The organism is Nocardioides humilatus, from assembly GCF_008373755.1.
GTDB classification, from domain to species: domain Bacteria; phylum Actinomycetota; class Actinomycetes; order Propionibacteriales; family Nocardioidaceae; genus Nocardioides; species Nocardioides humilatus.
The window spans coordinates 406772-433534 of record NZ_VUJV01000001.1; the positions used below are offsets into that span (position 1 = coordinate 406772).

At 71.0% G+C, this 26763-nt stretch carries 31 protein-coding genes; 14 read left to right on the forward strand and 17 right to left on the reverse strand.

Features of this window, described 5'->3' with window-relative positions:
• Positions 1-42 precede the first annotated feature (42 nt).
• A complete protein-coding gene (locus tag F0U44_RS01815) occupies positions 43-924 on the forward strand; it encodes a LysR family transcriptional regulator (RefSeq protein ID WP_149726545.1) in 882 nt (293 codons plus the stop codon).
• On the opposite strand, the gene F0U44_RS01820 is transcribed toward F0U44_RS01815, so the two are convergent.
• Complete coding sequence (locus F0U44_RS01820) at positions 913-1422, reverse strand: acyl-CoA thioesterase (protein ID WP_149726546.1); 510 nt, start codon at positions 1420-1422, stop codon at positions 913-915. The genes F0U44_RS01815 and F0U44_RS01820 overlap by 12 nt on opposite strands.
• Before the next feature lie 24 nt (positions 1423-1446).
• On the opposite strand from F0U44_RS01820, the gene F0U44_RS01825 reads away from it, so the two are divergent.
• Positions 1447-2673: an LCP family protein gene (locus F0U44_RS01825; protein WP_246160235.1), complete on the forward strand. Its 1227-nt coding sequence runs from the start codon at positions 1447-1449 to the stop codon at positions 2671-2673.
• Positions 2670-3545, forward strand: coding sequence for a crotonase/enoyl-CoA hydratase family protein (locus tag F0U44_RS01830; RefSeq protein ID WP_149726547.1), 876 nt, complete (start codon positions 2670-2672; stop codon positions 3543-3545). Before F0U44_RS01825 ends, F0U44_RS01830 begins: the two co-directional genes overlap by 4 nt.
• An 18-nt stretch (positions 3546-3563) precedes the next feature.
• Here F0U44_RS01830 and F0U44_RS01835 read toward each other — a convergent pair whose 3' ends face one another.
• From F0U44_RS01835 to purE, 8 genes are all read right to left on the reverse strand, one after another.
• Entirely contained in the window at positions 3564-3707 is a 144-nt protein-coding gene (locus F0U44_RS01835; protein ID WP_149726548.1) for a DUF1059 domain-containing protein, read from the reverse strand.
• 3 nt (positions 3708-3710) lie between these two features.
• On the reverse strand, positions 3711-4295 hold the full coding sequence (locus F0U44_RS01840; protein WP_149726549.1) for a hypothetical protein: 585 nt from the start codon (positions 4293-4295) through the stop codon (positions 3711-3713).
• 166 nt (positions 4296-4461) lie between these two features.
• Positions 4462-5079 carry a hypothetical protein gene (locus F0U44_RS01845; protein ID WP_149726550.1) on the reverse strand — a complete coding sequence of 206 codons (618 nt, stop codon included), beginning with the start codon at positions 5077-5079 and terminating at the stop codon, positions 4462-4464.
• Positions 5080-5179: 100 nt separating this feature from the next.
• Positions 5180-5890: a class E sortase gene (locus F0U44_RS01850; protein ID WP_246160237.1), complete on the reverse strand. Its 711-nt coding sequence runs from the start codon at positions 5888-5890 to the stop codon at positions 5180-5182.
• Between the two features lie 81 nt (positions 5891-5971).
• A complete protein-coding gene (locus tag F0U44_RS01855; RefSeq protein WP_149726551.1) occupies positions 5972-6817 on the reverse strand; it encodes an SDR family NAD(P)-dependent oxidoreductase in 846 nt (281 codons plus the stop codon).
• 5 nt (positions 6818-6822) lie between these two features.
• On the reverse strand, positions 6823-7998 hold the full coding sequence (locus F0U44_RS01860) for an acyl-CoA dehydrogenase family protein (RefSeq protein WP_246160239.1): 1176 nt from the start codon (positions 7996-7998) through the stop codon (positions 6823-6825).
• A gap of 73 nt (positions 7999-8071) precedes the next feature.
• On the reverse strand, positions 8072-8506 hold the full coding sequence (locus F0U44_RS01865) for a CoA-binding protein (protein WP_149726553.1): 435 nt from the start codon (positions 8504-8506) through the stop codon (positions 8072-8074).
• Positions 8503-9003 carry a 5-(carboxyamino)imidazole ribonucleotide mutase gene (gene purE, locus F0U44_RS01870; RefSeq protein ID WP_149726554.1) on the reverse strand — a complete coding sequence of 167 codons (501 nt, stop codon included), beginning with the start codon at positions 9001-9003 and terminating at the stop codon, positions 8503-8505. The genes F0U44_RS01865 and purE overlap by 4 nt, the downstream gene beginning before the upstream one ends.
• Positions 9004-9109: 106 nt before the next feature.
• Here purE and F0U44_RS01875 point away from each other — a divergent pair, with 106 nt between their 5' ends.
• The 5 genes from F0U44_RS01875 to F0U44_RS01895 are packed head-to-tail and all read left to right on the forward strand — an operon-like array spanning position 9110 to position 13752.
• Positions 9110-9751 (forward strand): M15 family metallopeptidase, encoded by a 642-nt coding sequence (locus F0U44_RS01875; RefSeq protein WP_149726555.1) that lies wholly within the window; start codon positions 9110-9112, stop codon positions 9749-9751.
• Complete coding sequence (gene alr / locus F0U44_RS01880) at positions 9748-10860, forward strand: alanine racemase (RefSeq protein ID WP_149726556.1); 1113 nt, start codon at positions 9748-9750, stop codon at positions 10858-10860. Before F0U44_RS01875 ends, alr begins: the two co-directional genes overlap by 4 nt.
• On the forward strand, positions 10857-11822 hold the full coding sequence (locus F0U44_RS01885; RefSeq protein ID WP_149726557.1) for a D-alanine--D-alanine ligase family protein: 966 nt from the start codon (positions 10857-10859) through the stop codon (positions 11820-11822). Before alr ends, F0U44_RS01885 begins: the two co-directional genes overlap by 4 nt.
• Positions 11823-11857: 35 nt before the next feature.
• Positions 11858-13069 carry a sensor histidine kinase gene (locus F0U44_RS01890; RefSeq protein ID WP_149726558.1) on the forward strand — a complete coding sequence of 404 codons (1212 nt, stop codon included), beginning with the start codon at positions 11858-11860 and terminating at the stop codon, positions 13067-13069.
• Complete coding sequence (locus F0U44_RS01895; protein WP_149726559.1) at positions 13066-13752, forward strand: response regulator; 687 nt, start codon at positions 13066-13068, stop codon at positions 13750-13752. The genes F0U44_RS01890 and F0U44_RS01895 overlap by 4 nt, the downstream gene beginning before the upstream one ends.
• On the opposite strand, the gene F0U44_RS01900 is transcribed toward F0U44_RS01895, so the two are convergent.
• From F0U44_RS01900 to F0U44_RS01920, 5 genes are all read right to left on the reverse strand, one after another.
• On the reverse strand, positions 13749-14909 hold the full coding sequence (locus F0U44_RS01900; RefSeq protein ID WP_149726560.1) for a 5-(carboxyamino)imidazole ribonucleotide synthase: 1161 nt from the start codon (positions 14907-14909) through the stop codon (positions 13749-13751). The genes F0U44_RS01895 and F0U44_RS01900 overlap by 4 nt on opposite strands.
• A gap of 25 nt (positions 14910-14934) precedes the next feature.
• Positions 14935-15249: a winged helix-turn-helix domain-containing protein gene (locus F0U44_RS01905; RefSeq protein ID WP_149726561.1), complete on the reverse strand. Its 315-nt coding sequence runs from the start codon at positions 15247-15249 to the stop codon at positions 14935-14937.
• Positions 15250-15333: 84 nt separating this feature from the next.
• Positions 15334-16317 carry an adenylate/guanylate cyclase domain-containing protein gene (locus tag F0U44_RS01910; RefSeq protein ID WP_149726562.1) on the reverse strand — a complete coding sequence of 328 codons (984 nt, stop codon included), beginning with the start codon at positions 16315-16317 and terminating at the stop codon, positions 15334-15336.
• Positions 16310-16834, reverse strand: a complete 525-nt coding sequence (locus F0U44_RS01915; protein ID WP_149726563.1) for a PH domain-containing protein — start codon at positions 16832-16834, stop codon at positions 16310-16312. Before F0U44_RS01915 ends, F0U44_RS01910 begins: the two co-directional genes overlap by 8 nt.
• A gap of 40 nt (positions 16835-16874) precedes the next feature.
• Entirely contained in the window at positions 16875-17687 is an 813-nt protein-coding gene (locus tag F0U44_RS01920) for a biotin--[acetyl-CoA-carboxylase] ligase (protein ID WP_149726564.1), read from the reverse strand.
• 41 nt (positions 17688-17728) lie between these two features.
• Here F0U44_RS01920 and F0U44_RS01925 point away from each other — a divergent pair, with 41 nt between their 5' ends.
• Together F0U44_RS01925 and F0U44_RS01930 are read left to right on the forward strand one after the other, a co-directional pair.
• Positions 17729-19339, forward strand: a complete 1611-nt coding sequence (locus F0U44_RS01925; RefSeq protein WP_149726565.1) for an acyl-CoA carboxylase subunit beta — start codon at positions 17729-17731, stop codon at positions 19337-19339.
• A complete protein-coding gene (locus tag F0U44_RS01930) occupies positions 19336-19581 on the forward strand; it encodes an acyl-CoA carboxylase subunit epsilon (protein ID WP_223163549.1) in 246 nt (81 codons plus the stop codon). The genes F0U44_RS01925 and F0U44_RS01930 overlap by 4 nt, the downstream gene beginning before the upstream one ends.
• A gap of 21 nt (positions 19582-19602) precedes the next feature.
• Here the strand turns inward: F0U44_RS01930 and F0U44_RS01935 are convergent, their stop codons facing one another.
• From F0U44_RS01935 to F0U44_RS01945, 3 genes are all read right to left on the reverse strand, one after another.
• A complete protein-coding gene (locus tag F0U44_RS01935; RefSeq protein ID WP_149726566.1) occupies positions 19603-20763 on the reverse strand; it encodes a hypothetical protein in 1161 nt (386 codons plus the stop codon).
• Positions 20756-21277, reverse strand: a complete 522-nt coding sequence (locus F0U44_RS01940; protein ID WP_149726567.1) for a sigma-70 family RNA polymerase sigma factor — start codon at positions 21275-21277, stop codon at positions 20756-20758. Before F0U44_RS01940 ends, F0U44_RS01935 begins: the two co-directional genes overlap by 8 nt.
• Before the next feature lie 111 nt (positions 21278-21388).
• On the reverse strand, positions 21389-22504 hold the full coding sequence (locus F0U44_RS01945; RefSeq protein ID WP_149726568.1) for an epoxide hydrolase family protein: 1116 nt from the start codon (positions 22502-22504) through the stop codon (positions 21389-21391).
• A gap of 87 nt (positions 22505-22591) precedes the next feature.
• Here F0U44_RS01945 and F0U44_RS01950 point away from each other — a divergent pair, with 87 nt between their 5' ends.
• The 4 genes from F0U44_RS01950 to F0U44_RS01965 all read left to right on the forward strand — a co-directional run bounded on the left by F0U44_RS01950 (position 22592) and on the right by F0U44_RS01965 (position 26763).
• Entirely contained in the window at positions 22592-23560 is a 969-nt protein-coding gene (locus tag F0U44_RS01950; protein WP_149726569.1) for a helix-turn-helix transcriptional regulator, read from the forward strand.
• Entirely contained in the window at positions 23557-23913 is a 357-nt protein-coding gene (locus F0U44_RS01955) for a DUF4345 family protein (protein ID WP_149726570.1), read from the forward strand. The genes F0U44_RS01950 and F0U44_RS01955 overlap by 4 nt, the downstream gene beginning before the upstream one ends.
• An 80-nt stretch (positions 23914-23993) precedes the next feature.
• On the forward strand, positions 23994-25664 hold the full coding sequence (locus tag F0U44_RS01960; protein WP_149726571.1) for a DUF885 domain-containing protein: 1671 nt from the start codon (positions 23994-23996) through the stop codon (positions 25662-25664).
• Between the two features lie 13 nt (positions 25665-25677).
• Positions 25678-26763 carry a DNA glycosylase AlkZ-like family protein gene (locus F0U44_RS01965; RefSeq protein ID WP_149726572.1) on the forward strand — a complete coding sequence of 362 codons (1086 nt, stop codon included), beginning with the start codon at positions 25678-25680 and terminating at the stop codon, positions 26761-26763.

Below are 26763 nucleotides of genomic sequence, written 5' to 3' on the forward strand. Positions count from 1 at the left end.
TATCCATCGGTCCAATAGATCTTTTAGCGCATAATCATCGATATGATCGATGTACGCCGCCTGGAGGCTCTCGTGGCCCTCCACCGCACCGGGACCGTGTCGGCGGCCGCCGCCCAGCTCCACTACGGGCAACCGACGATCTCCCACCACCTGCGCCGGCTCGAGGTGGAGACGGGCAGCGTGCTGCTCCAGCGCGTCGGCCGCGGGCTCCGGCTCACCCCCGACGGCGAGCGCCTCGCGATCCGCGGCGCCGAGGTCCTCGCCCTCCTCGCCCGTGCCGAGGCCGAGCTCGATGCGTCGACCAGCCTTCAGGCCGGCCAGGTGCGGCTGGCGGCGTTCCCGTCGGCCGCCGCCACCCTCGTCCCCGCGGCCGTTTCGCTGCTTGCCCGACGCCACCCCGGGCTCGGGCTGGACCTCGTCGAGGCGGAGCCGCCGGAGGCCGCCGCCATGCTGCGCGCCGGCACGGTCGACATCGCGCTGACCTTCGCCTACCCCGACCAGCCCGAGGCCGACGGCGTCACCTCCGTCACCGTCCACGAGGACCAGCTCTCGCTCGTCGTGCCGCGCGCACTCGACCCCGGCGACGGCCCGGTCGACCTCGCCGACTTCGCCGACACCCGATGGGTCACCGGCTGTGAACGCTGCCGCGGTGAGCTGCTGGCGTTGTGCGAGCTGGCCGGCTTCACCCCACAGATCGCCTTCGCCAGTGACGACTACGTCGCCGTCCAGTCGCTGGTCGCGAGCGGGCTCGGCGTCACGGTGCTCCCCGGACTCGCCCTGCGAGCGCACCTGCACCCCGACGTCGCGCGGCGTCCGATCGGCGGAGCGGCCCGCGCCATCCAGATCACGACCTACGGCGCCCCGCCGCACCCGGCGGCCGTCGAGGCCGTCGCGGCCGTGCTGACCGAGGTCTCAGTGGCCTGAGCGGCCGGCCTCGATCTCGGCCCGCTTGGCGAGCCGGTGGGCCCGCCGAATGTCGGCCTCGCGGATCCGGCGCTCGTCGTCAGGTGACTCGGGCTGGAGGGGCGGCACCAGGCGCGCCGCGCCCGATCCGTCGATCGCCACGAACACGAAGTAGGCCGAACCCACGTGCAGGCTCTCGGTCGTCGCGTCGTCCCACGGCTGGGTCTCGATCCGGACGCCGATCTCCATCGACGAGCGCCCCGCCCAGTTGATCTGCGCGAAGGTGCGCACGATGTCGCCGACGCGGACCGGCTCGAGGAAGGCCATCTCGTCCAGTGCGGCGGTCACCGCCGGCCCGCCGCTGTGCCGCTGGGCGACGACACCGGCGGCCGAGTCGGCGAGCTTCACGATCTCACCGCCGTGGATGTTGCCGAGCAGGTTGGCCTGCGCGCGGGAGGTCACGGTGGCCAGCTCGATCCGGGAGTATCCAGGAGTACGAGCCTCGAAGGTTGCGCTCACCCCCAGACGGTAGCGTCGTGCACCATGGCAGAGGGTCCACGAAACTCCGGCGGTCGCCCGGACCGTTCTGGCGGCGACTTCGACTGGATGTACGGCGACAAGCGGGCCACTCCGCCTCCGACCGACTCCGGCCCCGAGCCGACCCGGCTGTTGCCGGCCCAGCCGCGGCAGCCTGGGCCGCCGCCCCCGCCGCCGCCGACCCGCTCGGCAGGGCCGACCGGCCCGCCGCCGTACGCGCCTCCGCCGCAGGCCCCGCCTCCCGGCTTCACGCCCCCGCCCAGCGGCTCCTGGCGCCGTCCGAGTATCTGGCGGCGCCCCAAGACCTGGATCCGGATCGTGCTCGCCCTGGTGCTCCTGTGGGTGGTCTTCCTCGTCGCCGTACCGCTGTTCACGTGGTCGAAGGTCGACAAGATCGCCTTTGAGCCGAAGGGCGACCGGCCCGGTGACCAGCCGGGCACCACCTACCTGATGGTCGGCAACGACTCGCGCTCCGGCCTGAGCGAGGAACAGCGCAAGAAGTACGCGACCGGCAACCCCTCCAGCAGCCTCGCCGACACGATCCTGATGCTGCACACCGGCTCCGGTGGCCCCGACGTGCTGCTGTCGTTCCCCCGTGACTGGATCATCGACGGCCACAAGATCAACGGCCTGTGGGACCCCGGTGACCCGACCGCGCTGGTCAAGGCGCTGGAGGAGCAGACCGGAATCCGCATCGACGAGTACGTCGAGATCGGCCTCGGCGGCGTCGCCGGGGTCGTCGACGCCGTCGGCGGGATCGAGATCTGCCCGAAGGAGAAGATCAAGGACCCGAAGGCAGGCCTGAACCTCAAGAAGAAGGGGTGCCAGGAGGCGGACGGCGAGGTCGCTCTGGCCTACGCACGGACCCGTGCTACCACGCTCGGCGACCTTGACCGGGTCGGCCGCCAGCGCGAGGTGGTTGCCGCCATCGGCAAGAAGGTCCTCTCGCCCTGGTCGGTCCTCAACCCGATCCGCTACTGGAAGCTCAACCAGGCGGTCCCGGACTTCTTCGCCTTCGGCGAGGGCACCGGGCCCGTGGCGATCGCCAAGTGGGCGCTCGCCATCGGCAAGGTGGGCAGCGACGGGCTCACCTGCACGATGCCGGTCACCGACGGCTCGGCCAACACCCTCGACGAGAGCCGGGGCCGCCCGCTCTTCGACGCGATCATCGAGGATCGCACCGACGACATCACCAAGAAGCAGTGCACGAAGGCAGGAGTACCGGGAAGTTGACCAGCTACGAGACCCTCGACTGGACCGTCGGTGACGACGGCGTCGCCGTCCTCACGCTCAGCAGGCCCGACGCCCTCAACGCGTTCGACCTCACCATGGCGGGCGAGCTGGAGCAGGTGTTCCTGACCGACGCCCGCGACGACGCGGTGCGAGCCGTCGTCGTGACCGGCGCCGGGCGCGCGTTCTGCGCGGGCATGGACCTCTCCGCGGAGGGCAACGTGTTCGGGCTCGACGAGACCCTGGCCCCCACCCCGGAGGAGTTCCGCGCCGCCTACGACGAGGCGCCGTACGCCGACGGCATCCGTGACACCGGCGGCAAGGTGACCCTGGCCATCCACGCCCTCCCGAAGCCGGTGATCGCCGCGATCAACGGCCCGGCCGTCGGCATCGGCGCGACCATGACGCTGGCCATGGACATCCGGCTCGCCTCAACCAAGGCCCGCGTCGGTTTCGTCTTCGGCCGGCTCGGCATCGTGCCCGAGGCGTGCTCGACCTGGTTCCTGCCCCGCATCGTCGGCATCCAGCAGGCCCTGGAGTGGGTCTACTCCGCGGAGATCCTGACCGCCGAGCAGCTCCTCGCAGGCCGGCTCGTCCGCAGCCTGCACGAGCCCGACGACCTGCTGCCCGCCGCCCTGGAGCTGGCGCGCTCGTTCGTCACCGACCGCTCCCCCGTGGCGCTGGGGCTGGCCAAGCAGATGCTCTACCGCAACAGCGCGGCCGACCACCCGCTCGAGGCGCACCTGTCCGACTCGCTCGCGATGTTCTACACCTCGATCGGCGACGGCAAGGAAGGCGTCGCCGCCTTCCACGAGAAGCGCACGCCGAGCTTCACCGGACGCGCAGCCGAGCTCCCGAGGATCTACCCGGCCTGACCGATGTGACCCGCAGGGTCACATCGCCATGAAGAGGATTTCCTCGCGCGAATATTCGCGGCCGGGGTGCTCCGCGGCGAGGTGAGCCTGGACCTTGTCGACCAGCTCGTCGTCGTCCTCGCCACGGATCGTGGTGTCACAGGGGCAGCGCAGTGAAGGCATGCGTCAGACGGTAGCGGGCGCGGTGCGCCGGCGTGCGTAGACCACGGTCCCCGCACCGCCACCGACCAGGCCCATGCCGAGGATCAGCCACAACAGGGCCGGACCACCGGTGTCGGGCAGCAGCCCACCGGGGCCGTCGGGATTGTGGTTGTTGTCGCCAGCGGCCTCGACACCGAAGAGCACGCCTCCCGCACACCGTAGGAAGGTGTCGTCACCGGGACGGAACCGAATGCCCACCTTGTAGTGCTGGGCCGCCTGGAGCGCGGGACCGACGACCGTCTTGGTGCCACCGGAGTAGTTGACCGTCTTCGACCAGATCTCGGTCAGCTCGCGTCGAGCGACACCGCCACCGGGGCCCGCGAGCACGACGAGCGTGATCTTGCCCGTCGGCGGAGTCGGGCTGTTGGCGTTGACATTGACCTTGATCTTGATCTTTTCGCCGGCCTCGAGATTTCCGGGCACCGAGACGTTGCACTCGGTCGTGATGCCACCGGTATAGGGGTCAGGGGCGGCCACCGAGCTCGTGGGCGCGCCGATGAGTGTGGCGGCCCCGAGAATGGCACCGGCCAGGAGAACCGTTCCGCGCATATTTGATCCCTTTCGCTCATCCGAACAACGCTGCCGGGTGAGTCAGGTCACGTGAATTGCTGGAAATGATAATTCACCAAGCCCTCCCGCGTGGAAGCCCCCAAAAAGAAAGTCGCCGACCGTCTCGTCAGACGGTCGGCGACCTCGCTGTGATCGCGGGGTGCGGTCAGGCTGCGGCGGGCTCCGAGGCGCGACGCCGGGAGACCACTACGGCACCCGCGCCACCGCCCACCAGGCAGACGCCGAGGAGCAGCCACAGGAGGGCCGGACCGCCGGTGTCGGGCAGCAGACCGCCGTTGTCGTCGTCGTCGTTGTGGTCGTTGTCGCCACTGCCGCCACGGATGACGCGGAAGTTCCAGCCGTCACGCGAACCGCGGAACTGGGCGTCGTCGGGGGTGAAGCGGGCCGAGACCAGCCAGTGGCCGACCTTCGGGAAGGACGGGCCGTCGACGTGGATCGTGCCGCCGTTGTAGTCGACCGTCTTGGTCCAGCTCCCCGGGCCGGCCGCGGCGGACCGCGCCTGACCGCCGCCACGCTGGGCCTGCGACAGGGACAACGTGATCGAGCCGGTGGGCTGGGTGGGGCTGTTGGCCGTCACCTTCACCGAGATGTCGAGGGTCTTGTTGACCTTGATCGGGTTCGGCGTCTTCACGGTGGTGTGGGTCGTGATCTTGACCGAGTACGGGTCAGGAGCCGACGACGCAGCCGACGCCGCACCAACGGACACGGTCGACACCGCGACCGCGGCCACCAGTGCAGCCGACACGCGGCTGAGGATTGTCATGGTCAAAGCTCCCCTTAAAAAGTCTGATACGCGTGCTTAGCGTAGCGAAAGTAGTCCCGAGTGACGCGTGAGGGTGGTCACGGTGATGTCACATTCGATATCACCGCTGGATCGGCTCCATTGCCACCAGATGCCCGAACACTACCGATCGCTGCTCCGTGTGGAAGATTTCTGCGCAGGTCAGCAGCGTGATGAGGTGCTTGCCGACCCCCGTCGGGGCCGACACTCCGCCGTCCGGGTTCTGCGGGAACGGCTGGATCACCCACTCATCGGTGAAGGGGACCTCGAGGTCGGTGCCGTTCATGTCGAGCACGTAGGTGTAGGTGGCGGTACGGGTCTCGACGTAGACCTTGTCGCCCGCCTCGAGCTCGGGGAAGTCGGCGAAGGGCTCACCGTGCGTGACACGGTGGGCGGCCAGGACGTAGTTGCCCTTCTCCCCCGCGTCGGCGGTGTCGAGCATGTGACCGATACCGGCAGCGAGGACCTCGTCGTCGGTGCCTTCGAGGACCGGCATGGCGTAGTTCTTGCCGAAGCGCGGGACGTGCAGGATCGCGGTCGCCTCACCGAACTTGGTGTGCACGGTGTCGTCGCCGTCGGCCCAGCCGTCCTCGAGCTGGCTGCGGACCTCGTCCTGACGCTGGTGGGAGACCCAGTTGGTGCCCCAGAACTCCCAGGCGACCCACGCGAGCACGGCCACGCCGGCCAGGATCATGACGTAGCCGGCGATCTTCAGGCGGCGACGCCCGGGCGTCTTGTCCTTGGCCTGGGGACGGCTGCGACGCACGCGCTGGCGGCTGCCCGCCTCCTGCACTGCGTCATCCTCGATCTGCGTGATGGTGCTGCCCTCCCCCTGGTGGCTCTCTCCCGGACCAACGTCGCACCCCGGCGACGGTCACGGCCGGGCGGCCGTCACCAGCCTCTCGGCGAGGCGCGGCGAGATCAACCCGATCGCGTCCAACAGGGTCGCATATGCGGGTGTCATCTCGGCGGGACGGTGCCGGACCGCGTGGACGACCCAGCGCGCGGCATCGTCGGGATCGAGGGCCGCCCGGGCGGCGTAGGCCTGGGTCGGCGCGATCATCGGGGTCCGCATCAGCGGGAAGTGCAGCGACGTCACGACGATGCCGTGCTCCCTCTCCTCGGCCTGGAGGCTGCGGGAGAAGGCGGCCAGGGCCGCCTTCGAGGCGTGATAGGCGGTGAACATCGGCATCAGGCCGCCCGGCACCCCCCACGTCGAGGAGTTGATGACCTGGCCGCCGCCCTGCTCGCGCATCGGCTCGAGCAGGTTGAGCGTCAGCCGCACCGGAGCGTGGTAGTTGAGCCGCATGAGCCGGTCGTGGTCGTACTGCCGGTCCGTGGTGTCGGCGGCCGAGCGCCGGATCGAGTGGCCGGCGTTGTTGACCAGCACGTCGACGCCACCGAACCGACTGATCACCTCGGCGGTCAGCGCGTCGATGGCGTCGGCGTCGGACAGGTCGCAGGGCAGGGCGTGCGCCGTGCCACCACGGCCCCCGACCTCCGTCACGAGCGCGTCGAGCTCGTCCTGACGCCGCGCGACGGCGAGCACGGTCGCCCCCTGGGCGGCCAGCCGCACGGCCGCGGCTCGGCCGACGCCCGACGAGGCTCCCGTGACGAGGATCCGCTTGCCCGCGACGGGCACGGCGCCGCCCCGCAGCCGAGCCCCGACCGGGGGCAGCGGGTCGAGCGAGAGCCGGGCGAGGCGGCCGCGGACCGACATCGAGGTCAGATCTCCGACTGGATGCCGGCGAGCAGCTGCCGGGCGACGACGATCCGCTGCACCTGGTTGGTGCCCTCGTAGATCTGGGTGATCTTGGCGTCGCGCATCATCCGCTCCACCGGGTAGTCACGCGTGTAACCGTAGCCGCCGAGGACCTGGACGGCGTCGGTCGTGACCTCCATCGCGACGTCGGAGGCGAAGCACTTGGCGGCGGAGCCGAAGAAGGTGAGGTCCGCATCGCCGCGCTCGGAGCGACCGGCGGCGGCGTAGGTGAGCTGACGGGCCGCCTCGACCTTGATCCCCATGTCGGCGAGCAGGAACTGCAGGCCCTGGTTGTCGGCGATCGGCCGACCGAACTGCTGGCGCTCCTTGGCGTAGCCGAGCGCGTAGTCGAGCGCACCCTGAGCGATGCCGACGGCCTGCGCAGCGATGGTGATGCGGGTGTGGTCGAGGGTCTGCATGGCGTACTGGAAGCCCTTGCCCTCCTCACCGATCAGCCGGTCGGCAGGGATCCGCACGTTGTCGAGGTAGACCTCCAGGGTCGGGCTGCCCTTGATGCCGAGCTTCTTCTCCGGAGCGCCGAAGGACACGCCCTCGTCGGACTTCTCGACCACGAACGCCGAGATGCCCTTCGACCCCTTGTCGGGGTCGGTCGTTGCCAGCACCGTGTAGTACTCCGACACGCCCGCGTTGGAGATCCAGCGCTTCACGCCGTTGAGCACCCAGGAGTCGCCGTCGCGGACTGCGCGGGTCTTCTGGTTCGCGGCATCGGAGCCCGCGTCGGGCTCGGAGAGGCAGTAGGAGAAGCCACCCTCTCCGCGCGCGAGCGCGCCGAGGTACTTCGCCTTCATCTCCTCCGAGCCGCCGATCTGGACCGGGACGGAGCCGAGCTTGTTGACGATCGGGATCAGCGAGGCCGAGGCGCAGGCGCGGGCGACCTCCTCGATCACCAGCACGGTCGCGAGCGCGTCCGCACCGGCGCCGCCGTACTGCTCGGGCACGTGAGGTGCGTGGAAGTCAGCCGCGAGGAGCGCGTCGGCGGCCTCCTGCGGGTAGCGCGCCTGCTCGTCGACATCGGCAGCGAAGGGGACCACCTTGGCGTCGCAGATCGCGCGCACCGCCTCGCGGATCGCCTGGTGCTCCTCGGAGAGGCCGTAATGCGGGAAGTCAGGGTTGCTCACGTGGAGATAGTAGGAAGTCCTACTGTTTGTCAGCGACTCGGCGTCCCAGGAACAGCCGGGGCTGTGAGCGACCTCACGCCCGGGCATGCTCCCGGTAGAACCACTGCTGCGAGGGGCAGACGTCCATCACCATCGCGACGCCGGCTTCCGTCGTACGGCGGAAGGCGTCCTCGTCGACGACGCCCATCTGGAACCACACGCCCTGGGCGCCGATCGCAACCGCCTGGTCGGCGAATTCCCCGGCCGCCTCGGACCGGCGGAAGACGTCGACGACGTCGACGGCGAACGGCACCTGCGCCAGGGAGGAGTAGACGAGCTCACCGAGGACGGTCAGCTCGCCGTCGGCGCTCGGGTGGATCGGCACGATCCGCTTGCCGCGCTCCTGCAGCTCCTGGGCGATCGAGTAGGCCGTGCGCCACGGGTTGCCGCCCAGACCCACGACCGCCCACACCTGGCCCTCGTCGAGCATCCGGTCGATCGCGGCCTGGTCCTTCCAGGGCGCGATCACTGGGCGTCCCGGACGACCGCGCCCTTCGCCTGGGCTGCCGCCTTGAGGTCGGCCTGGAAGGCGGTCATCTGCTCCTGCAGCGCCGGGTCGCTCGCACCGAGGATCCGTACGGCGAGAAGGCCGGCGTTGCGCGCCCCGCCGACCGCGACCGCGGCGACCGGCACGCCGGCCGGCATCTGCACGATCGAGAGGAGGGAGTCCATGCCGTCGAGGTACTTCAGCGGCACCGGCACACCGATCACGGGGAGCGGGGTGACCGCGGCGAGCATGCCGGGGAGGTGGGCGGCGCCACCGGCACCGGCGATGATCACCGAGAGGCCGCGCGCGGCGGCACCCTTGCCGTAGTCGAGCATCTCCTGCGGCATCCGGTGAGCGGAGACGACATCGGCCTCGTAGGCCACCCCGAACTCCGTCAGCGCCTCCGCGGCGGCCTGCATCACCGGCCAGTCGGAGTCGGAGCCCATCACGATGCCCACCCGTGCAGTCCCTGCGGTCATGGGCCGAAGGCTATCGACCCCCGACCTCGGGGCCTCATCCCGAGGTGCCGCGGATCGGCACCTCAGGCCGAGGCGGTGGCCCGCCGATCTACCTAGCGTCATGTCCATGAATCCTCCGCTGCTGCTTTCGGACCCGCAGGTCAGTGCCGTGCCGGTCCTGGAGTCCGGCGACCCGCTGGTCGCCCTCCACCCCGGCATCGCGCCCGACGGCGCACGGGTCCGGGCCCATCTCGCCGACCGGCTCTACCGGGCCGACCTGGCACTCCCGACCGGGATCCGGCTCCGCGTGGTCGAGGGGCACCGCAGCGTCGCCGACCAGCGCCGCATCATCGACGCCTACTCCGAGGAGGTACGGCGCGCGCACCCCGCCGTGACGGGCGCCGAGCTGGATCGGCTCGTCAGTCGCTTCGTCGCACCGCTCGAGGTGGCTCCGCACGTGGCCGGAGCCGCGGTCGACCTCACCCTGGTCGACGAGTCCGGCAGCCCGCTCGACCTCGGCACCCCGATCGACGCAACGCCGGAGCAGAGCGGCGGGCGCTGCTACTTCGCCTCCCCCGACATCGGCCTCGAGGCGCGGGCGCTCCGCCTGGTCCTCGCCGACGCCCTGTCCGGCGCCGGCCTGGTCAACTACCCGACCGAGTGGTGGCACTGGAGCTACGGCGACCGCTACTGGGCGTTGATGACCGGCGCCGCGTTCGCGCCGTACGGACCGGTCGACGTGCGGGAGCCGGCTGGAGCCGGTCGATGACCGCCCTCGCCACGGCCGTCCCCGCGGCGGCCACGCTGGAGGTCGACCTGGAGGCGGTCGCCGCCAACACCCGGCTCTTCGCCGAGCGATCCGGCCGCGCGTTGATGGCCGTGGTCAAGGCCGACGGGTTCGGCCACGGCGCCACCCAGGTGGCGCGGACCGCCTTGCGCAACGGCGCGTCCTGGTTGGGGGTGACGAGCCTGGACGAGGCGGTCGCCCTCCGCCTCGACGACATCGACGCTCCCGTCCTGAGCTGGCTCAACCCGGCCGAGCTCGACTTCTCGGCGGCGATCACCTATCGCGTCGACGTCGCCGTGCCGGGACTCGAGCACCTCGCGGCGGTCGTCGCCGCGAGCGACCGCGCCGGCCGCCCTGCGCGCGTGCACCTGCAGCTCGACGTCGGCATGGCCCGTGAGGGCGCTTCCCCTCGCGACTGGGCGCGCCTGTGCCGCGCGGCCGATCGGGCCGAGCGCGCCGGGAGGATCCGGGTTGTCGGGGTGATGGGTCATCTGGCGCGGGGCGACGAACCCGGCCACCCGGCCAACAAGGAGGGGCGCGACCGCTTCGCCTGGGGCGTCGCCGTCGCGCGACGCCAGGGCCTGCGCCCGCCGCTGCGCCACTTGGCCGCAACGGCGGCGACGCTCACGGATCCGTTGAGCCGCCACACCCTGTGCCGCGTCGGCGCCGGGCTGGTCGGGATCGACCCCTCCGGCACGACCCCGCTGCACCCGGCAATGACGCTGACCGCGCCGGTCGTCTCGGTGCGTGACGTCAAGGCCGGCACCCCGGTCGGCTACACCCACACCTGGTCGGCGACCCGCAGCACACGGCTCGCCCTGCTGCCGCTCGGCTACGCCGACGGTCTCCCGCGCAGCGCCTCCAACCGGGCTGAGGTCTGGCTCCACGGTCGCCGCTGCCCGGTGGTCGGCCGGATCTCGATGGACCAGGTCGTCGTCGACGCAGGTGCGGCGCCGGTCACGGTCGGCGAGGTCGCGACCGTCTTCGGGCCCGGCGACCTGGGCGAACCGACCGTCGCCGACTGGGCGCGCTGGTCGGACACGATCGAGCACGAGATCGTGACCGGCATCGGCCACCGGGTGCGTCGATGAACGGCACGACGTTGAGCGGACCCGGACGACTCCGGGTCGCCGTCGTCGGAGGTGGCGCCAACAGCGAGCACGACGTGTCCCTCGCCTCGGCAGCCGCGGTCGCAGCCGCACTGCCCCGGTCGTCGTACGACGTGGTGCCGGTGACGGTCACCCGCTGCGGTGGCTGGCAGGACCACGGCGGCCGACCGCTCGGCGTGCTCGGCGCGGTCGCGCTGCTCTCCTCGTGCGACGTGGTCTTCCCCGCCGTGCACGGCTCCGGCGGCGAGGACGGCACCATCGCGGCGCTGTGCGAGCTCGCCGGGCTGCCGTGCGTCGGATCGCCCGCGCCGGCCGGTGCGACGGCGATGGACAAACACCTCACCAAGCTCGTCGCGGTCGCCGCCGGCGTCCGCGTCGCAGCGGGGCGGCTCGTCACTCCGTCGACGGCGCCCGACCTGGCCTGGACCGATCCGGTCGTCGTCAAGCCGGTCGCTGCCGGCTCCAGCCAGGGGGTGTCCCTCGTCGAGCACGCGGCCGACCTCGAGCCGGCGCTGAAGGAGGCGTTCCTCCACGGGGAGCGGGTGCTTGTCGAAGAGGTCGTCCACGGACGCGAGATCGACGTGGCGGTCCTCGGCACCGCCGACGGCGAGCGGGTCGTCGCGCCGGCCCTCGAGATCGTCGGGCCCGGCATCTTCGACTACGCCACCAAGTACGGCGGCGCGGCCGACCTGCGGGTGCCCGCACAGATCACCCGTGACGAGGAGGACCAGCTCTCCGCTGCCGCGGTCCGGATGTACGACGCCCTCGGCTGCCGCGGCCTGGCCAGGATCGACTTCTTCCTGACCACCGACGGCCCGGTGCTGCTGGAGGTCAACACGATGCCGGGACTGACCGAGCACTCGCAGGCCCCGCGGATGTTCGCCGCGGCGGGGATCGCCTACCCCGAGCTGCTCGACCGCATGGTCGCGGACGCGTTGCGGTGATCCGGCCCGGCCGGGCCGGATGGCACGATCGGGGCGTGCAGACTCCAGCCGATCGGTGGCGCGCCCCCACGGGTGTGCTCACGGGCGTCGCGGTGGGCGCGGCCGTCCTCGGCTTCGGCGTGTGGGAGGTCCTGACCGCCGAGATCCGCACCTCCATGCCCGACCGCGACCTGGTCGCCTTCGTGTGCGGCTTCGCCGTCGCGGTCGCCGCCTACCGCGCGCGTCCCGGCATCGCCCTGGGCCTGCTGTGGGCGCTCGCGTTCCTCCAGCTCTGGAACGACGTCCCCCTCCTGCTGGTCGAGCTGTCCGTGGCGGTGATCGCCTACGGCTGCGGTCGCTACGGCTCGATCGCGACCCTCGTCGCGAGCGCCGCATCCGTCCCCGCGATCGCACTGCTCCTCGTGCTGACCTATGGCGCCGGCCTGGAGCTGCTCGACGTCCCGTCCGCCAACGAGGCCTACTACTCCGCGCTGGGTGCCGACTCGCTGCGCTCCCTGCTCACGCGGGTGGTGCTCTTCGGCACCGCGCTGCTGGTCGTGCCGTGGCTGGTCGGCGTGCTCCTCCGGGTGCTGCGCCGCGAGGCACGCACCCGTGCCGAGCAGGTCGAGACGGCTCGGGAGCGCGACCAGGCCGCCGAGCTCGCCGACGTGCGCGAGGGCCAGGCGCGGCTGGCCCGCGACGTCCACGACGTGGTGGGTCACTCCCTCGCGGTGATCCTCGCCCAGGCCGAGTCGGCGCAGTACCTCCCCGACGACGACCCCGCGCGCCTGAAGCAGACCCTGGCGACGATCGCGACCTCGGCGCGGACGTCGCTGCAGGACGTGCGGCAGGTCCTCGGCGCGACCGGGGACCGACCGCCCAACGGCGGCCTCGACGACCTGGTCGAGGGCGTCCGGGCCAGCGGGCACGAGGTCATCGCGGCTGAGATCGGGGAGCCCCGACCGATGCCGCCCGAGCTGGCGACGGTGGCCTACCGGGTGCTCCAGGAGATGCTGACCAACGCGATCCGGCACGGCCGGCGCGACGAGCCGGTCCACGTGGAGCGGCACTGGCAGGACGAGCTGAGGATCGAGGTGCGCAACGTGATCGACACCGACACGCAGACCGCAGCGACACCCGGACATGGCCTGGAGGGGATGCGCCGCCGGCTCGAGTCGGTCGGCGGACGCCTCGACGTCCGCCCGCGCACCGGCTCGGGACAGCCGACCTTCACCGTCACCGCGTGGGTCCCGACGAGGGCCGCATGAGCGCCCCCGACCTGCCCCCGACCGACGACATCCGGGTGCTGCTCGTCGACGACCAGGACCTCTTCCGCGAAGGCGTGCGCGTGATCGTCGACGCCCAGCCGGGGATGCGCGTCGTCGGCACGGCCGCCGACGGTCTGGAGGCGATCTCCGTCGCGGAGGAGACGGCGCCGGACGTCGTACTGATGGACCTGCGGATGCCGGAGATGGACGGCGTGGAGGCCACCCGCCAGCTGCTCGCACCCGAGCGCGCCGCACGTCGCCAGCAGGTGCTCCGCGTCGTGGTGCTCACGACCTTCGACCTGGACGACCGGGCCGCCGCTGCGATCAGGTACGGCGCCAGCGGCTTCCTCCTCAAGGACACGACGCCGCAGCAGCTCGCCGAGGCCATCCGGACCGTGGCGACGGGCAACGCCGTGATCGCCCCGCAGGACCTCACCCGGTTGCTCGACCGCACCTTCGACGCGCCCCGGACCCCGCCGCCTCCCTACCTCGCCCTGACCGACAAGGAGCGCGAGATCTTCGCTGCCGTCGCCCGGGGGTTGTCGAACACCGAGGTCGCGGGCGTCGTCCACCTCAGCGAGTCGACGGTGAAGACCCACGTGGGGGCGATCCTGCGCAAGCTCGGCCTACGGGACCGGGTGCAGATCGTCGTGTTCGCCCACGAGCACGGCTTGCTCAGCTAGTCGGAGTCGTTGCCGAGGTCGCCGCGGAACCAAGCCGCGGCGTGGCGGGCGCGCTCGAGCACGTCCTCGAGGTCGTCGCCGTAGGCGTTGACGTGGCCGACCTTGCGCCCCGGGCGCAGGTCCTTGCCGTAGAGGTGGACCCGCAGCTGCGGGTCGCGCGCGAGAGCGTGCGGGTAGCCGTCGTAGAGGTGGCCGACCTCGGGGTCAGCGGAGCCGAGGATGTTGACCATCACGGTCCAGGTGGCCCGTGGCGCCGGCGAGCCGAGCGGCAGGTCGAGAACGGCACGGAGGTGGTTCTCGAACTGCGAGGTGACCGCGCCGTCCTGGGTCCAGTGACCCGTGTTGTGCGGCCGCATCGCGAGCTCGTTGACGAGGATCTCGCCCTCGGAGGTCTCGAAGAGCTCGACCGCGAGGACGCCCGTGACGCCGAGCTCGCCAGCCACGCGCAGGGCCAGCTGCTGGGCCTGCGCGGCGCGGTGCGGGTCGAGGTCGGGGGCCGGCGCGATGACCTCGTGGCAGATGCCGTCGAGCTGGGTCGAGGCGACGACCGGGTAAGCGGCCGCCTGGCCGCTCGGGGCGCGGGCGACGAGGGCGGACAGCTCGCGCCTGAAGTCGACGAGCTCCTCGGCGAGCAGCCGCACGCCCGCCGCCTCGGAGGCTGCGAGCGGCTCAGCGATGTCCTCGGTGGTGCGGACGACCCAGACGCCCTTGCCGTCGTAGCCGCCGCGGCTGACCTTGAGCACGCAGGGCAGGCCGAACTCCTCGACGTCGCCCTCTGAGCTGACCACGGCCCACCGCGGCTGCGGCGCACCGAGCCGCGTCATGGCCTCGCGCATCACGATCTTGTCCTGGGCATGGACCAGCGCCTCGGGACCGGGACGGCAAGCAACGCCGGCATCCTCGAGGGCGTGGAGGTGCTCGGTCGGCACGTGCTCGTGGTCGAAGGTGACCACGGAGCAGCCGTCGGTGACCTGGCGGAGCGTCGCGAGGTCGCGGTAGTCACCGACGAGCTGGTCGGGGATGACCTGCGCGGCGGAGACGCCCTCGGCCTCGGCCAGGAGCCGGAGAGGTACGCCGAGCGCGATCGCCGGCTGCGCCATCATCCGGGCCAGTTGGCCACCCCCGATGACGGCGATGCGGGGAGCAGATTCGGGCACGCCCGAACCTTATCCACCAGCCAGCTCAGGCGTTGACCGGTGCGGTCGTCTCGAACCGGAGACCCTGGCCCCGCACCGTCGTGATCAGCGTGGGGTGACGGGTGTCGTCGCCGAACTTGCGGCGAACCCAGCCGAGGTGGACGTCGATGGTCTTCGAGGAGGTCCAGAACGTGGCGTTCCAGACGTCGCGCATCAGCTCGTCGCGGGTGACCACCGAACCCGCCTTCGAGATCAGTGCGAGGACCAGGTCGAACTCCTTGCGCGAAAGCAGGATCTCCCGGTCATCTCGCCATGCGCGGCGGCTTGCCGGGTCGAGTCGCACGTCTTGCACCTCGAACACACGCTCAAGGTAGAAGTTGGGGCACCCTGGCCGTTGGCGCTTCCCACATAATTTTGCAATTGGATCTTCTGGGCCGAATCCGCCTCAGAGCCGACGGGTGGTGAGGGGCTCCATCACCCCGAACCCCCGCATCGGCCGCGCAGGGAGCGGCCGCGTCTCGATCTGGTCGGCGGGCAACCCGTCGGCCGTGGCCTGGTCGACGATCATCCGGTTGCGCCGCGCGACCTGGGTGAGCCGAGCCGCGAGGTTGACCGGCGGACCGTAGACGTCGCCGAGCCGGAAGACGACCGAGCCGGTGGCGAGCCCGATCCGGACGTCGGGCATCCGCTTGTCGCGGCCGACGACGTGGATGATCCCCTCGGCGGTGGCGTAGGCGGCGAGCGGATCGTCGTTGACGAACAGCACGGCGTCGCCCATGGTCTTGATCAGCCGGCCGCTGTTGGCAGCGATCACGTCGCCACAGCGGGTCTCGAAGATCTCGACGAGGTCGCCGATCTTGTCGCGCGTCAGCTCGTTGGACAGCGCGGTGAAGCCGACGATGTCGGCGAAGCCGACGGTGAGGTGAGTCGTGTGCGGGTCGGCGTCGACCGCCCGCATCAGGTCGATCCGTGCGACCGCCGCGGCGACGTGCCGGCGCCACGTGTAGAGCAGCAGCCGGTCGAAGCTGTCGCCGTAGGCACCGAAGAGCCAGTCGGTCGCCTCCGACGGGGAGCCGGGACCGACACGGTCGACGAACACGTCCTCGATGCGCTGGATCAGCGTGCCGACCTCCCAGTCGGCCAGCCGGGCCATGCTGAGGCCAGCGCCGCGGACGACATTGAGCACCAGGTCGTAGTCGAAGAGCCCGTCCTCGACCAGCTGGGCGAGCAACGACATCGCCTCGAGGTCGTCCTCGTTGTAGGCGCGGTCGTCGCCGCGCTCGGGAAAGCCGAGGGTGCGCCAGATCCGGCGCAGCTGCGACTCCGGCAGACCGGCGCGCGCCGCCACCTCGGCGGCCGTGAAGGTCGGCTCCTGGCCGAGGAGGGCGCGCTCCAGGTCGTTGCCGCCCGGGACCGACCCGTCAGACACCTTCGGTGCGCGGGTTGTGGCCGCGCCCGTCGAGGGCGTGCAGGAGCTCGTTGATCTGGCGCTGGGTCGCCTCGACCTGCGGGATGTCGTTGAGCCGCACCACGCCGAAGGTGGACGCGTCGGTGACGACGAGGCTGCCGCAGCCGAACGGCCGGTCGATGAGGTTGATCTCAATCGACAGGTCGCTGATGCGCGACAACGGGATGTCGTGGCCCTGGCGGGTCAGGATGCCGCGTCGCGTGATCAACCGGCGGTCGGTCACGCCGTAGACCGTGGTCAGCCAGTCGAAGAACGGCCGGACCGTGAACCACAGGATGCCGACGGCGCAGATGATCCACACGACGCGCGACGTCCACAGGGTCGCGTCGCTGTCGGTGCCGAGCACGACCTGCAGGGCGACGCCGACCGCGAGGAAGAAGACCAGCGCGAGGATCGGCCCGAAGAGCGCCTTGGGGTGCTGGCGGCACGACACCACCAGCTTCTCGCCGGGGTTGAGCAGCTTCGAAGAGATGGCCACGGGAGGGATCATCGCACCCCACGGGTCACCAGCGGGAGGGTCATTCGGGAACGACGTGCACCACGTCTCCCGCGCCGACCAGCTGCCGACCCTCGGCCGTCTCCACGACCAGGCGGCCGTCGAGGTCGACGTCGACGGCGCGGCCGCTGATCGCCGTACCGCCGGGGAGGTCGACGCGGACGTCCTGCCCGACCGTCGCGCAGTGGGCGACGTAGGACGACGCGAGGCGCTGGGCGGCGTCGGCGCCACCGGCCTGCCAGGCGTCGAAGCCCTCACGGAGGCCCGCGACGACACCGAGGAGCACGCCCTCACGGGTCGGCGTCAGGTCGGCGTGGGCGACCTGGAGCGAGGTCGCCGTCGGCACCGGGAGCTCCTCGGCCCTCGTCGACACGTTGATGCCGACGCCGACGACCGCTGCAGGTCCGTCGGACGTCTCGATGCGTTCGACGAGGATGCCGGCGACCTTCAGGCCATCGATGAGCACGTCGTTGGGCCACTTCACGCGGGTGTTGTAGCCGAACGCGGCCAGCGCCTTGGACACGGTGTGGCCGGTCAGCAGCGGGAGCCAGGGCCACTGGGCCGCGGGCACGGTCGGCCGCAGCACGAGCGAGAAGGTGATCGCGGCTCCTGCCGGCGTCTCCCACGTGCGGTCGAGGCGGCCACGACCGGCCGTCTGGTGGTCGGCGACGACGAGGAGACCGTCCGGCGCCCCGTCCCGGGCCCGGTCGGCGGCAACCTGGTTGGTCGACGGGCTCTCGGCGAGCAGCTCGAGGCTCAGGTCAGGCGTGAGCGCCAGTTCCTGTTGTAGCACCGCTGCATCGAGGGGTGGGCGCTGGTCGGAGTCTCCGGTCACGGCCACTACCCTTCCCTAGAACTCGTAGGAGGCCAAGAACCGTGACTGCCGAACCGACCAGCACCCCTGAGCTGCCGGACATCCACACCACGGCGGGCAAGCTCGCCGACCTCGACAAGCGCCTCGATGAGGCCGTTCACGCCGCTGGCGAGAAGGCCGTCGAGAAGCAGCACGCGAAGGGTCGCCAGACCGCTCGCGAGCGGATCGAGCAGCTCTTCGACGAGGGCTCCTTCGTCGAGCTCGACGAGCTGGCGCGGCACCGGTCGGTGGCGTTCGGCCTGGAGAAGAACCGCCCCTACGGCGACGGCGTCATCACCGGCTACGGCACGATCGACGGCCGCCAGGTCTGTGTGTTCTCCCAGGACTTCACGATCTTCGGCGGCTCGCTGGGCGAGGTCTACGGCGAGAAGATCACCAAGGTCATGGACCTCGCGATCAAGACCGGCTGCCCGATCATCGGCATCAACGAGGGCGCCGGCGCCCGCATCCAGGAGGGCGTCGTCTCCCTGGGTCTCTACGGCGAGATCTTCCGCCGCAACGTGCACGCGTCGGGCGTCATCCCGCAGATCAGCCTGATCATGGGCAACTGCGCGGGCGGCCACGTCTACTCCCCCGCCGTCACCGACTTCACGATCATGGTCGACAAGACCTCCGCGATGTTCATCACCGGTCCCGACGTCATCAAGACCGTCACCGGCGAGGACGTCTCGATGGAGGACCTCGGCGGTGCGCGCACGCACAACACCAAGTCGGGCAACGCCCACTACATGGGCGCCGACGAGGAAGACGCGATCGAATACGTCAAGGCGCTGCTGTCCTACCTCCCGCAGAACAACATGGACGAGGCTCCGTCCTTTGACGAGGTCGCTGACACGTCGTTCTCCGACGAGGACCTCGCGCTCGACACGATCATCCCGGACAGCCCGAACCAGCCCTACGACATGCACGACGTCATCACGACCGTGCTCGACGACGACGAGTTCCTCGAGGTCCAGCCGCTCTTCGCGCCCAACATCATCGTCGGCTTCGGCCGGGTGGAGGGCCGTTCGGTCGGCGTCGTGGCCAACCAGCCGATGCAGTTCGCCGGCTGCCTCGACATTGACGCCTCGGAGAAGGCTGCGCGCTTCGTGCGGACCTGCGACGCGTTCAACGTCCCGGTGCTGACCTTCGTCGACGTGCCCGGCTTCCTGCCGGGCACCGACCAGGAGTGGACCGGCATCATCCGCCGCGGCGCCAAGCTGATCTACGCCTACGCCGAGGCCACCGTCCCGCTGGTCACGATCATCACCCGCAAGGCCTACGGCGGCGCCTACGACGTCATGGGCTCCAAGCACCTCGGCGCCGACATCAACCTGTCCTGGCCGACCGGCCAGATCGCGGTCATGGGCTCCCAGGGCGCGGCCAACATCATCCACCGCCGCACGCTGGCGGCCGTCGAGGCCGAGGGCGGCGACGTCGAGGCCCGCCGCGCGGAGCTCATCGACGAGTACGAGACCACGTTGGCCAACCCCTACATCGCGGCCGAGCGCGGCTACATCGACGCGGTCATCCAGCCCCACGAGACCCGGGTCGAGATCGTCCGGGCCCTGCGCCTGCTGAAGACCAAGCGCGAGACCCTGCCGCCCAAGAAGCACGGGAACATCCCGCTGTGAGCGACCAGGCCCCTGCCGAGGCGACCACTCCGGAGCCGGCCGCGCCGATGCTCCGGGTGGTCAACCCCGACGCCACCCCCGAGCAGGTCGCCGCGATCGTGGCCGTCTTCTCGGCCATGGGCGGCAGCGCACCGGCGCCGGAGAAGCCCCGCTCGGAGTGGGCCTCCCCGGCGCGCCGGATGCGCGGTGCGCACTTCCACCACCGCGGGGCCTGGCAGGCCAGCGCCCGCGGTGGTCGCTGACCCGCGCGATCTCGTCGCGGGTCAGCGTGGCCAGCAGAGGGCGGCCACGCCACCTGAGGCAGACCAGATGTTGATCGGCCGCTCCTCGAAGAGCGGACGGCAGCTGTCCCTGGTCAGCGAACGCGTGGTCGTCGCGTCGAAGATGCCGTTGCCGAAGCACCAGTCGTAGTAGACGTACACCTCGGGGTAGGCGACGTCCCGGGGCGTCCAGTCCTCGGGGAGGAACCTGAGGGCGATGGCCTGGTCGCCGTAGTAGTCGTCGGTGCAGTTCTTCGGGGTGTCGGGGCCGCCTCCCTCCGGAGCGTCCTGGATCGCCTGCCACAGCCGTTCGGCGTCTGCTCCCGTCATCTGCCGCGACCCGACCAGGCCCGACGGATCCCGTCGGTCGTAGAGGCACACGGCGACGATCGGGGACGGGCGCTCCCCCAGCGAGGTCGCCGGGCGCGAGAACCCCGCCGACGCCGCGTCGGAGGTCGTCTTGCACCCGTTGGTGTCGATGGCGACGGACCGGACCGAGCCGAACACTTCGTCGGCGACAGCCGGGTCCTCGGCGAGCACCGTGATCTGCGCAGCCGCGACGGTGCGGCGGGTGAGCGTCCAGCCGCGATAGCTCCACTCCCCGTCGACAGGTGCGAGGTTCCGCGACGCCGACTCAAGCGAGACGTAAGGCTCCCAGAGCGCGAAGGGGAGCTGTCCGAACTCCTCCGGCCCGCGGATGTCGGGATCCGGCATGCAGCCCTGGAGGGTGACGGCGCGGCCGGACGCGTCGATCTCAACGAAGGGCGCGTCGGGCACACCATCCGGACGCCGACCGCCGCGAAGCTCGTCGGCGTAGATGCAGTCGGGGCGGCCCGGGTTGTAGTCATAGCCCCAGGACTGCGGCACGGCGATCTCGATGCCGCGGTAGGACACCCACCGCGTGCTCGTCGGTGGCTGTGGCCCACGGCCGGACGTGCCTTCGGATGCGCGCCGGGACTCCCCGCCACCCCCATTGTCGCCGGACAACACCACCGGGACAGCGATGATGCCGACGACCACGGCCGCGACAGCGCCGGCGATCCACGGCGTACGCCGCCGGGCAACCAGCCCCACGTCGACGTGATCTGAAGGGGCTTCGCCGGCGCGCCGGAGGAAGGCCGCGCGAAAGGCGGCCTCGGCGCGCTGGTCCTGGTCGTCAGTCATCGTCGACTCCCGTCGTGAGACGCCCCCGGAGACTGGCGAGCGCGCGGTGGACGTGTGACCGGGCGGTCGCCTCAGCGCAGTCGAGCACCTCGGCGATCTGGGCGAAGGCGAGGTCCTCGTGGAACCGGAGCACGACCGCCGCACGCTGCACTGGCGGAAGCTCGGCGCACAATCGCCAGGCCTCGTCGGCGTCGGTGGTCCCGTCCACAGCGGGGGCGGTCCGGCCGTCGTACTCACTGACGTCTGCGACGGGCACCACCCTCCCCAGCTTCCGCCAGCGATCGATCGATCCGTTCACGATGCTGCGCTTGACGTAGGCGTCGTGAGTGCCGCGCTTCACCAGCCCCCGCCACCGCGGGTAGGCACGCGCCAGCGCCTCCTGCACCAGGTCGGCCGACTCGGCCGCGTCGCCGCTCATCAAGTAGGCGAACCGCTGGAGAGCGTGGCTGCGCACGGCGACGTAGGACGCGAAGTCGTCCGGTCGCACAGCGCTCACGATCACCTCCGCTCGCATGGTCACACCCTCCCGACGGGTCGGCACCCGGTTTCGTTGCAACGCACCTGACGCAGGTGCCGCGAATCGGCCGAATCGCGACATCTACGTCAGGTACGACGGGTCTCGGCGTCAGCCGAAGAACACCCGGAGGTCGGCGACGACCTCGGCCGGGACCTCCATCGCGGCGTAGTGGCCGCCGGCGGGGTGCTCGGTCCAGTGCTGGATGTTGGCGTTGTCGCGCTCGGCGAGCGGGCGGATGGTCTGGAAGTCGTCCTGGAAGACGGCGACGCCGATCCGGCCCTTGCTCACCGCGGGTTCGGCGCCGGTGCGGCCCTCCTCGAAGTGGTAGCGCGCTGCTGAGCCGTAGGTGTTGGTCAGCCAGTAGAGCGACGCCTGGGCGAGGACCTGCTCGGAGGTGACCAGGCTCGTGCCGTTGCCGAAGCTCTCGAAGAGCTCGCTGTAGGCGAGTACGGCGACGGGCGAGTCCGCGAGGCCGGCGGCGACCGTCTGCGGGCGGGTGCCGTTCATCTGGTTGTAGCCGCCGACGGACTGGAACCACCCGAGGTGCTCGAGCGCGGCGTACTCCTTCGGGCCGAAGGCCTCGAACTCGGTCGGGTCGCCCGAGGGGAACGAGAACAGCTGGAGCACGTGGGCGCCGCGGAAGCCCTCGGGGTCGAGGACGGCCAGCTCACGGCCGACCATCGCTCCCCCGTCGCTGCCGTGCACGCCGTACGAGTCGTAGCCCAGGCGGCGCATCAGCTGGTCGTAGGCACCGGCCACGCGGGCCATCGTCCAACCGGTGTCGACGACGGGGGTCGACCAGCCGAAGCCGGGCATCGAGGGGATGACGAGGTGGAAGGCGTCGGACGCCTGGCCGCCGTGGGACTCGGGGTCGACGAGCGGGTCGATCATGTCGATGAAGTCGAGGAGCGAGCCCGGGTAGCTGTGCGCGAGGAGCAGCGGCGTGGCGCCCTCGACCTGCGAGCGGACGTGGAGGAAGTGGATCCGCTGACCGTCGATGTCGGTGACGAAGCCCGGGTAGTCGTTGATGCGGGCCTCGATGGCCCGCCAGTCGAAGGACTTCCACTGCTCGACCATCGAGCGCAGGTAGCTCTCGGGCGTGCCGTAGTCCCACGAGTCGCCGGGCACGGCGGGCGCGAAGCGGGTCCGCTCGAGGCGCTGCTGCAGGTCGTCGAGGTCGGCCTGCGTGACGGTGACGGCGAAGGGGGTGATCTGCTCGGTCATGGTCGTGCCTTTCGGTGGGGGTTCCGGGTTGGTGAGGACGACGTTAGGAGCCATACAGGAACAGTTGTTTCCTGTTAAATGGCATCCGTGAAGAAGACTTCGGGACGGGTGCTGGAGCTGCTCGGACTGATGCAGGCGAAGGTCGACTGGACCGGTCCCGAGCTCGCCGCACGGCTCGGCGTCACCGATCGCACCGTGCGCAACGACATCGCGCGGCTGCGCGAGCTCGGCTACCCCGTCGACGCGACGCGCGGGCGCGACGGGCACTACCGGCTCGGCGTGGGGGCGAAGCTGCCTCCGCTCCTGCTCGACGACGAGGAGGCGGTCGCCGTGGCGGTCGGTCTGCGCACCGTCACCGGCGTCGCCGGCTTCGAGGAGAGCGGCGCCCGGGCGCTGGCCAAGCTCGAGCACGTCCTGCCCGACCGGCTCCGACGCCAGCTCGCCGCCCTGCGCGACGCCACCGCTGCGGGACCGGTCAACACCGACTCCAACGTCGAGGACCCCGAGGTGGACCCGGCCGTCCTCACCGCGATCGCCGCCGCGATCCGCGACCACGACGGGCTGCGCGCGTTCTACCGCCCCGCCGACACCGACGAGCGGGTCGAGTTCGAGCCCTACCGCCTGGTGGCCTGGCAGCGACGGTGGTACGTCGTCGGGCGCGATCCCGCGAGCGGGTCGTGGTCGCCGTACCGGGTGGACTGGCTGACCCTGCGGACGCCGGGCGGCCGGCGGTTCTCGCCGACCGACTTCCCCGGCGACCTGACCGAGTTCGTCGTCCGCGAGGTCGCCCGGACCGGGTGGGCCGTCCACGCCCGACTGCTCATCGATGCGCCGGTCGACGAGGTCATCGCCCGCATCAACCCGGCCGTGGGGACGGTCGAACCCGTCGACGAGGAGCGCTGCCTGCTCGTGACGGGCGGCGACAGCCTGGAGGTCGTCGCGGTCTGGATCGGCATGCTCGGCCTCGACTTCACCGTCATCTCACCGCCGGCACTCGCCGAGCACTTGCAGGTCATTGCCAACCGCTACACCGCTGCGAGCAGGATGGGCACATGAACCGTCTCATCGCGACCGGCGCCGCCGCCTACGCCGGACTCGGCCTCGCCTCCTTCCTCAAGCCCGACGTCGTCCCCTCGGTGATCGGCTACTCGGCGCCCAACGCCGACACCCGCACCGAGATCCGCGCCGTCTACGGCGGTCTGCCGCTTGCCTTCGCTGCCAGCCTGGTGGCGACGCCGGCGTCCGGTACGGCGATCGGGCTCGCCACCGCCGGCATGGCGGCGGGGCGCGCGGCATCGTCGGTCTTCGAGGGTCGGCCGAGCCTGAAGATGGTCGGCTTCATCGCCCTGGAGTCGGCGATCGCCGGGGCGCTTCTCCTTGGCGCCCGCAGCGCACGCACCTCCGACTGACCGCTGGCCGGACCGCACAACTGACCGCTCGGTCGGTATCTCGCGTGCACGACGTCGGCGCGGAGTCGTAGGGTCACGTCATGACGCGACCCGTGGACTCTCGGACCGACCAGCACGTCGAGGATGTCGTCGCCCTCGACCCGATCACGGCGACCTTCGCCGGCATCCCGGGTCACGACGACAAGCTGCCCGACCTCTCCCCCGCCGGCTTCGACGCCCGCGACGAACTGACGCGCCGCGCACTGGCCGACGTCCGAGCCCTCGAGGCGACCGACGAGCGCGAGCAGGTCGCCAAGGACGCCTTCCTGGAGCGGGTCGGCCTGGAGGTAGAGAAGATCGACGCCGGCTACGACCGCTCGGCGTTCTCGGTCATCAGCAGCAGCATGCACGCCGTCCGCGAGGTCTTCGACCTGATGGCCACCGAGACCACGGAGGACTGGCAGACCATCGGCGATCGCCTCGCGGCCGTGCCGGCTGCGCTCGCCGGCTACCGGGAAACGCTCGAGGTCGAGGCCGCGGCGGGACGGGTGTCGTCACGACGGCAGTACGTCGAGGTCGCCAGTCAGATCCGCGGCTGGACCGGTCAGACCGGCGCCGGGCGCGACTACTTCGCCCACCTCGTCGCGTCCGCCCCTGAGGAGATGCGCGACCGGCTCGAGCAGGTCGCGGCAACGGCATCGGCGTCGTACGCCGAGTTCGGGCGGTTCGCCGAGACCGAGCTTGCGCCCCGCGGACGCGAGCGCGACGGCGTCGGGCGCGACCACTACGCGCTGGAGTCGCGCTACTTCCTCGGCGCCGAGGTCGACCTCGAGGACACCTACCGCTGGGGCTTCGAGGAGCTCGCGCGCATCGAGACCGACATGGCCGCGACCGCGCAGCGCATCGTGCCGGGCGGCTCGATCGACGACGCGGTCAAGGCGCTCGAGTCCGATCCGGCCCGCGACTGCGGCAGTCGCGAGGCGTTCGAGGCCTGGATGCAGGAGAAGGCCGACACGATCCTGTCGAGCTTCAACGGCGTCCACTTCGACATCGCCGAGCCGATCCAAACCATCGCCTGCAAGGTCGCACCGACCCAGGACGGCGGCGCCTGGTACACGCCGCCCTCGGAGGACTTCTCCCGCCCCGGCACGATGTGGTTCTCCTTCACCGAGGACCACGAGCGCTACTCGACCTGGCAGGAGACGACCACCGTCTTCCACGAGGGCGTGCCCGGCCACCACCTCCAGTGCGCGCAGGTCGTCTACCGCGCTGACCTGCTCAACCGCTGGCAGCGGCTGATGTGCTGGATCAGCGGTCACGGCGAGGGCTGGGCGCTCTACTCCGAGCGGTTGATGGACGAGCTCGGTTACTTCGACGACCCGGGCGACCGCCTCGGCTTCCTCGACATGCAGGGCTTCCGTGCCGCGCGGGTCATCGTCGACATCGGCGTCCACCTCGGCCTCACCGTCCCGAAGGACAACCCCTTCGGCTGGCGGCCGGGCGAGGTGTGGGACGGCGACCTGGTCCACGAGTTCATGCGCGGTCACTCGCGGATGGAGGACGGCCAGCTCGGCTTCGAGGTCAACCGCTACCTCGGCTGGCCGGGGCAGGCGCCGTCCTACAAGGTCGGCGAGCGGATCTGGCTGGAGGCTCGCGACGAGGTGAAGGCCCGGAAGGGGGCCGACTTCGACCTCAAGGCCTTCCACACCGCCGCCCTCGACCTGGGATCGATCGGGCTCGACCCGCTGAAGAGCGCGCTCGGCCGGCTCTGAAACCGAGGGCGCCGTGATCGAGCTCGACCGGGCGCAAGCGCGACAGATCGCCGTCCGGGCGCAGCTGCTCGGGGCCGAGCGACCCGAGTCGCTCTTCTCGACCGTCGACCAGCTGACGATGCTGCAGATCGACCCGACGGCCGCGATCGCGCCCAACGTCGACCTCGTCGCGTGGTCGCGCCTCGGCGACGGCTACGAGCACTCCGACCTGCGCTTCGCGCTCGAGGAGGAGCGCTCGCTGGTCGAGCAGTCCTCCTTCATCCGGCCGATGGACGACATCGGCCTCGTGCTGGCCACGGCCCGGGACCGGATGCACTCCAGCACCTACGAGTGGCTGGAGGCCAACGCCCGCTTCCGCACCGACGTCCTCGCCCTGCTCGCGGCCGAGGGGCCGGTGACGGCCGCCGAGGTGCCCGACACCTCCCAGGTGCCGTGGCAGTCGTCGGGCTGGACCAACGACAAGAACGTCGACCGGTTGCTGGAGATGCTCTGCCGGGTCGGTGACGTGGCGATCAGCGGGCGGCGCGGAAAGCTCCGCACCTGGGACCTCCCCGAGCGGGTCTACCCCGCCGACCTCGAGATCCCGTCCTACGACGATGCCAAGGCGCTCCTCGACGAGCGGCGGCTGGCGTCGCTCGGCGTTGCCCGGCGTACGTCGAAGATCCAGGGCGAGGAGGTCGCCGCAGCCAACCGTGGCCTGCCCTGCGTGATCGACGGGGTCGGCGGTGAGTGGCGGGTCGACCCCGACGCGTTGGCGGCCGCCGACGACGACTTCGAAGGGCGTACGGCGCTGCTGTCGCCGTACGACCGGCTGGTCTACGACCGCGACCGGGCCTTGGAGCTCTTCGACTTCGACTACGTCCTGGAGATGTACAAGCCCGCAGCGAAGCGCCGATGGGGCTACTTCGCGCTGCCGATCCTCCACGACGACCGGCTGGTCGGGAAGCTCGATGCCAAGGTCGACCGCAAGGCCGGGCTGCTGCGGGTCTTCGCCGTCCACGAGGACTTCGCCTGGGACCCCGCGATCGGCGACGCGGTCGAGCAGGAGATCGGCGAGCTCGCGGCGTGGCTCGGGGTCGCGGTGGAGCACGTGCGCTGA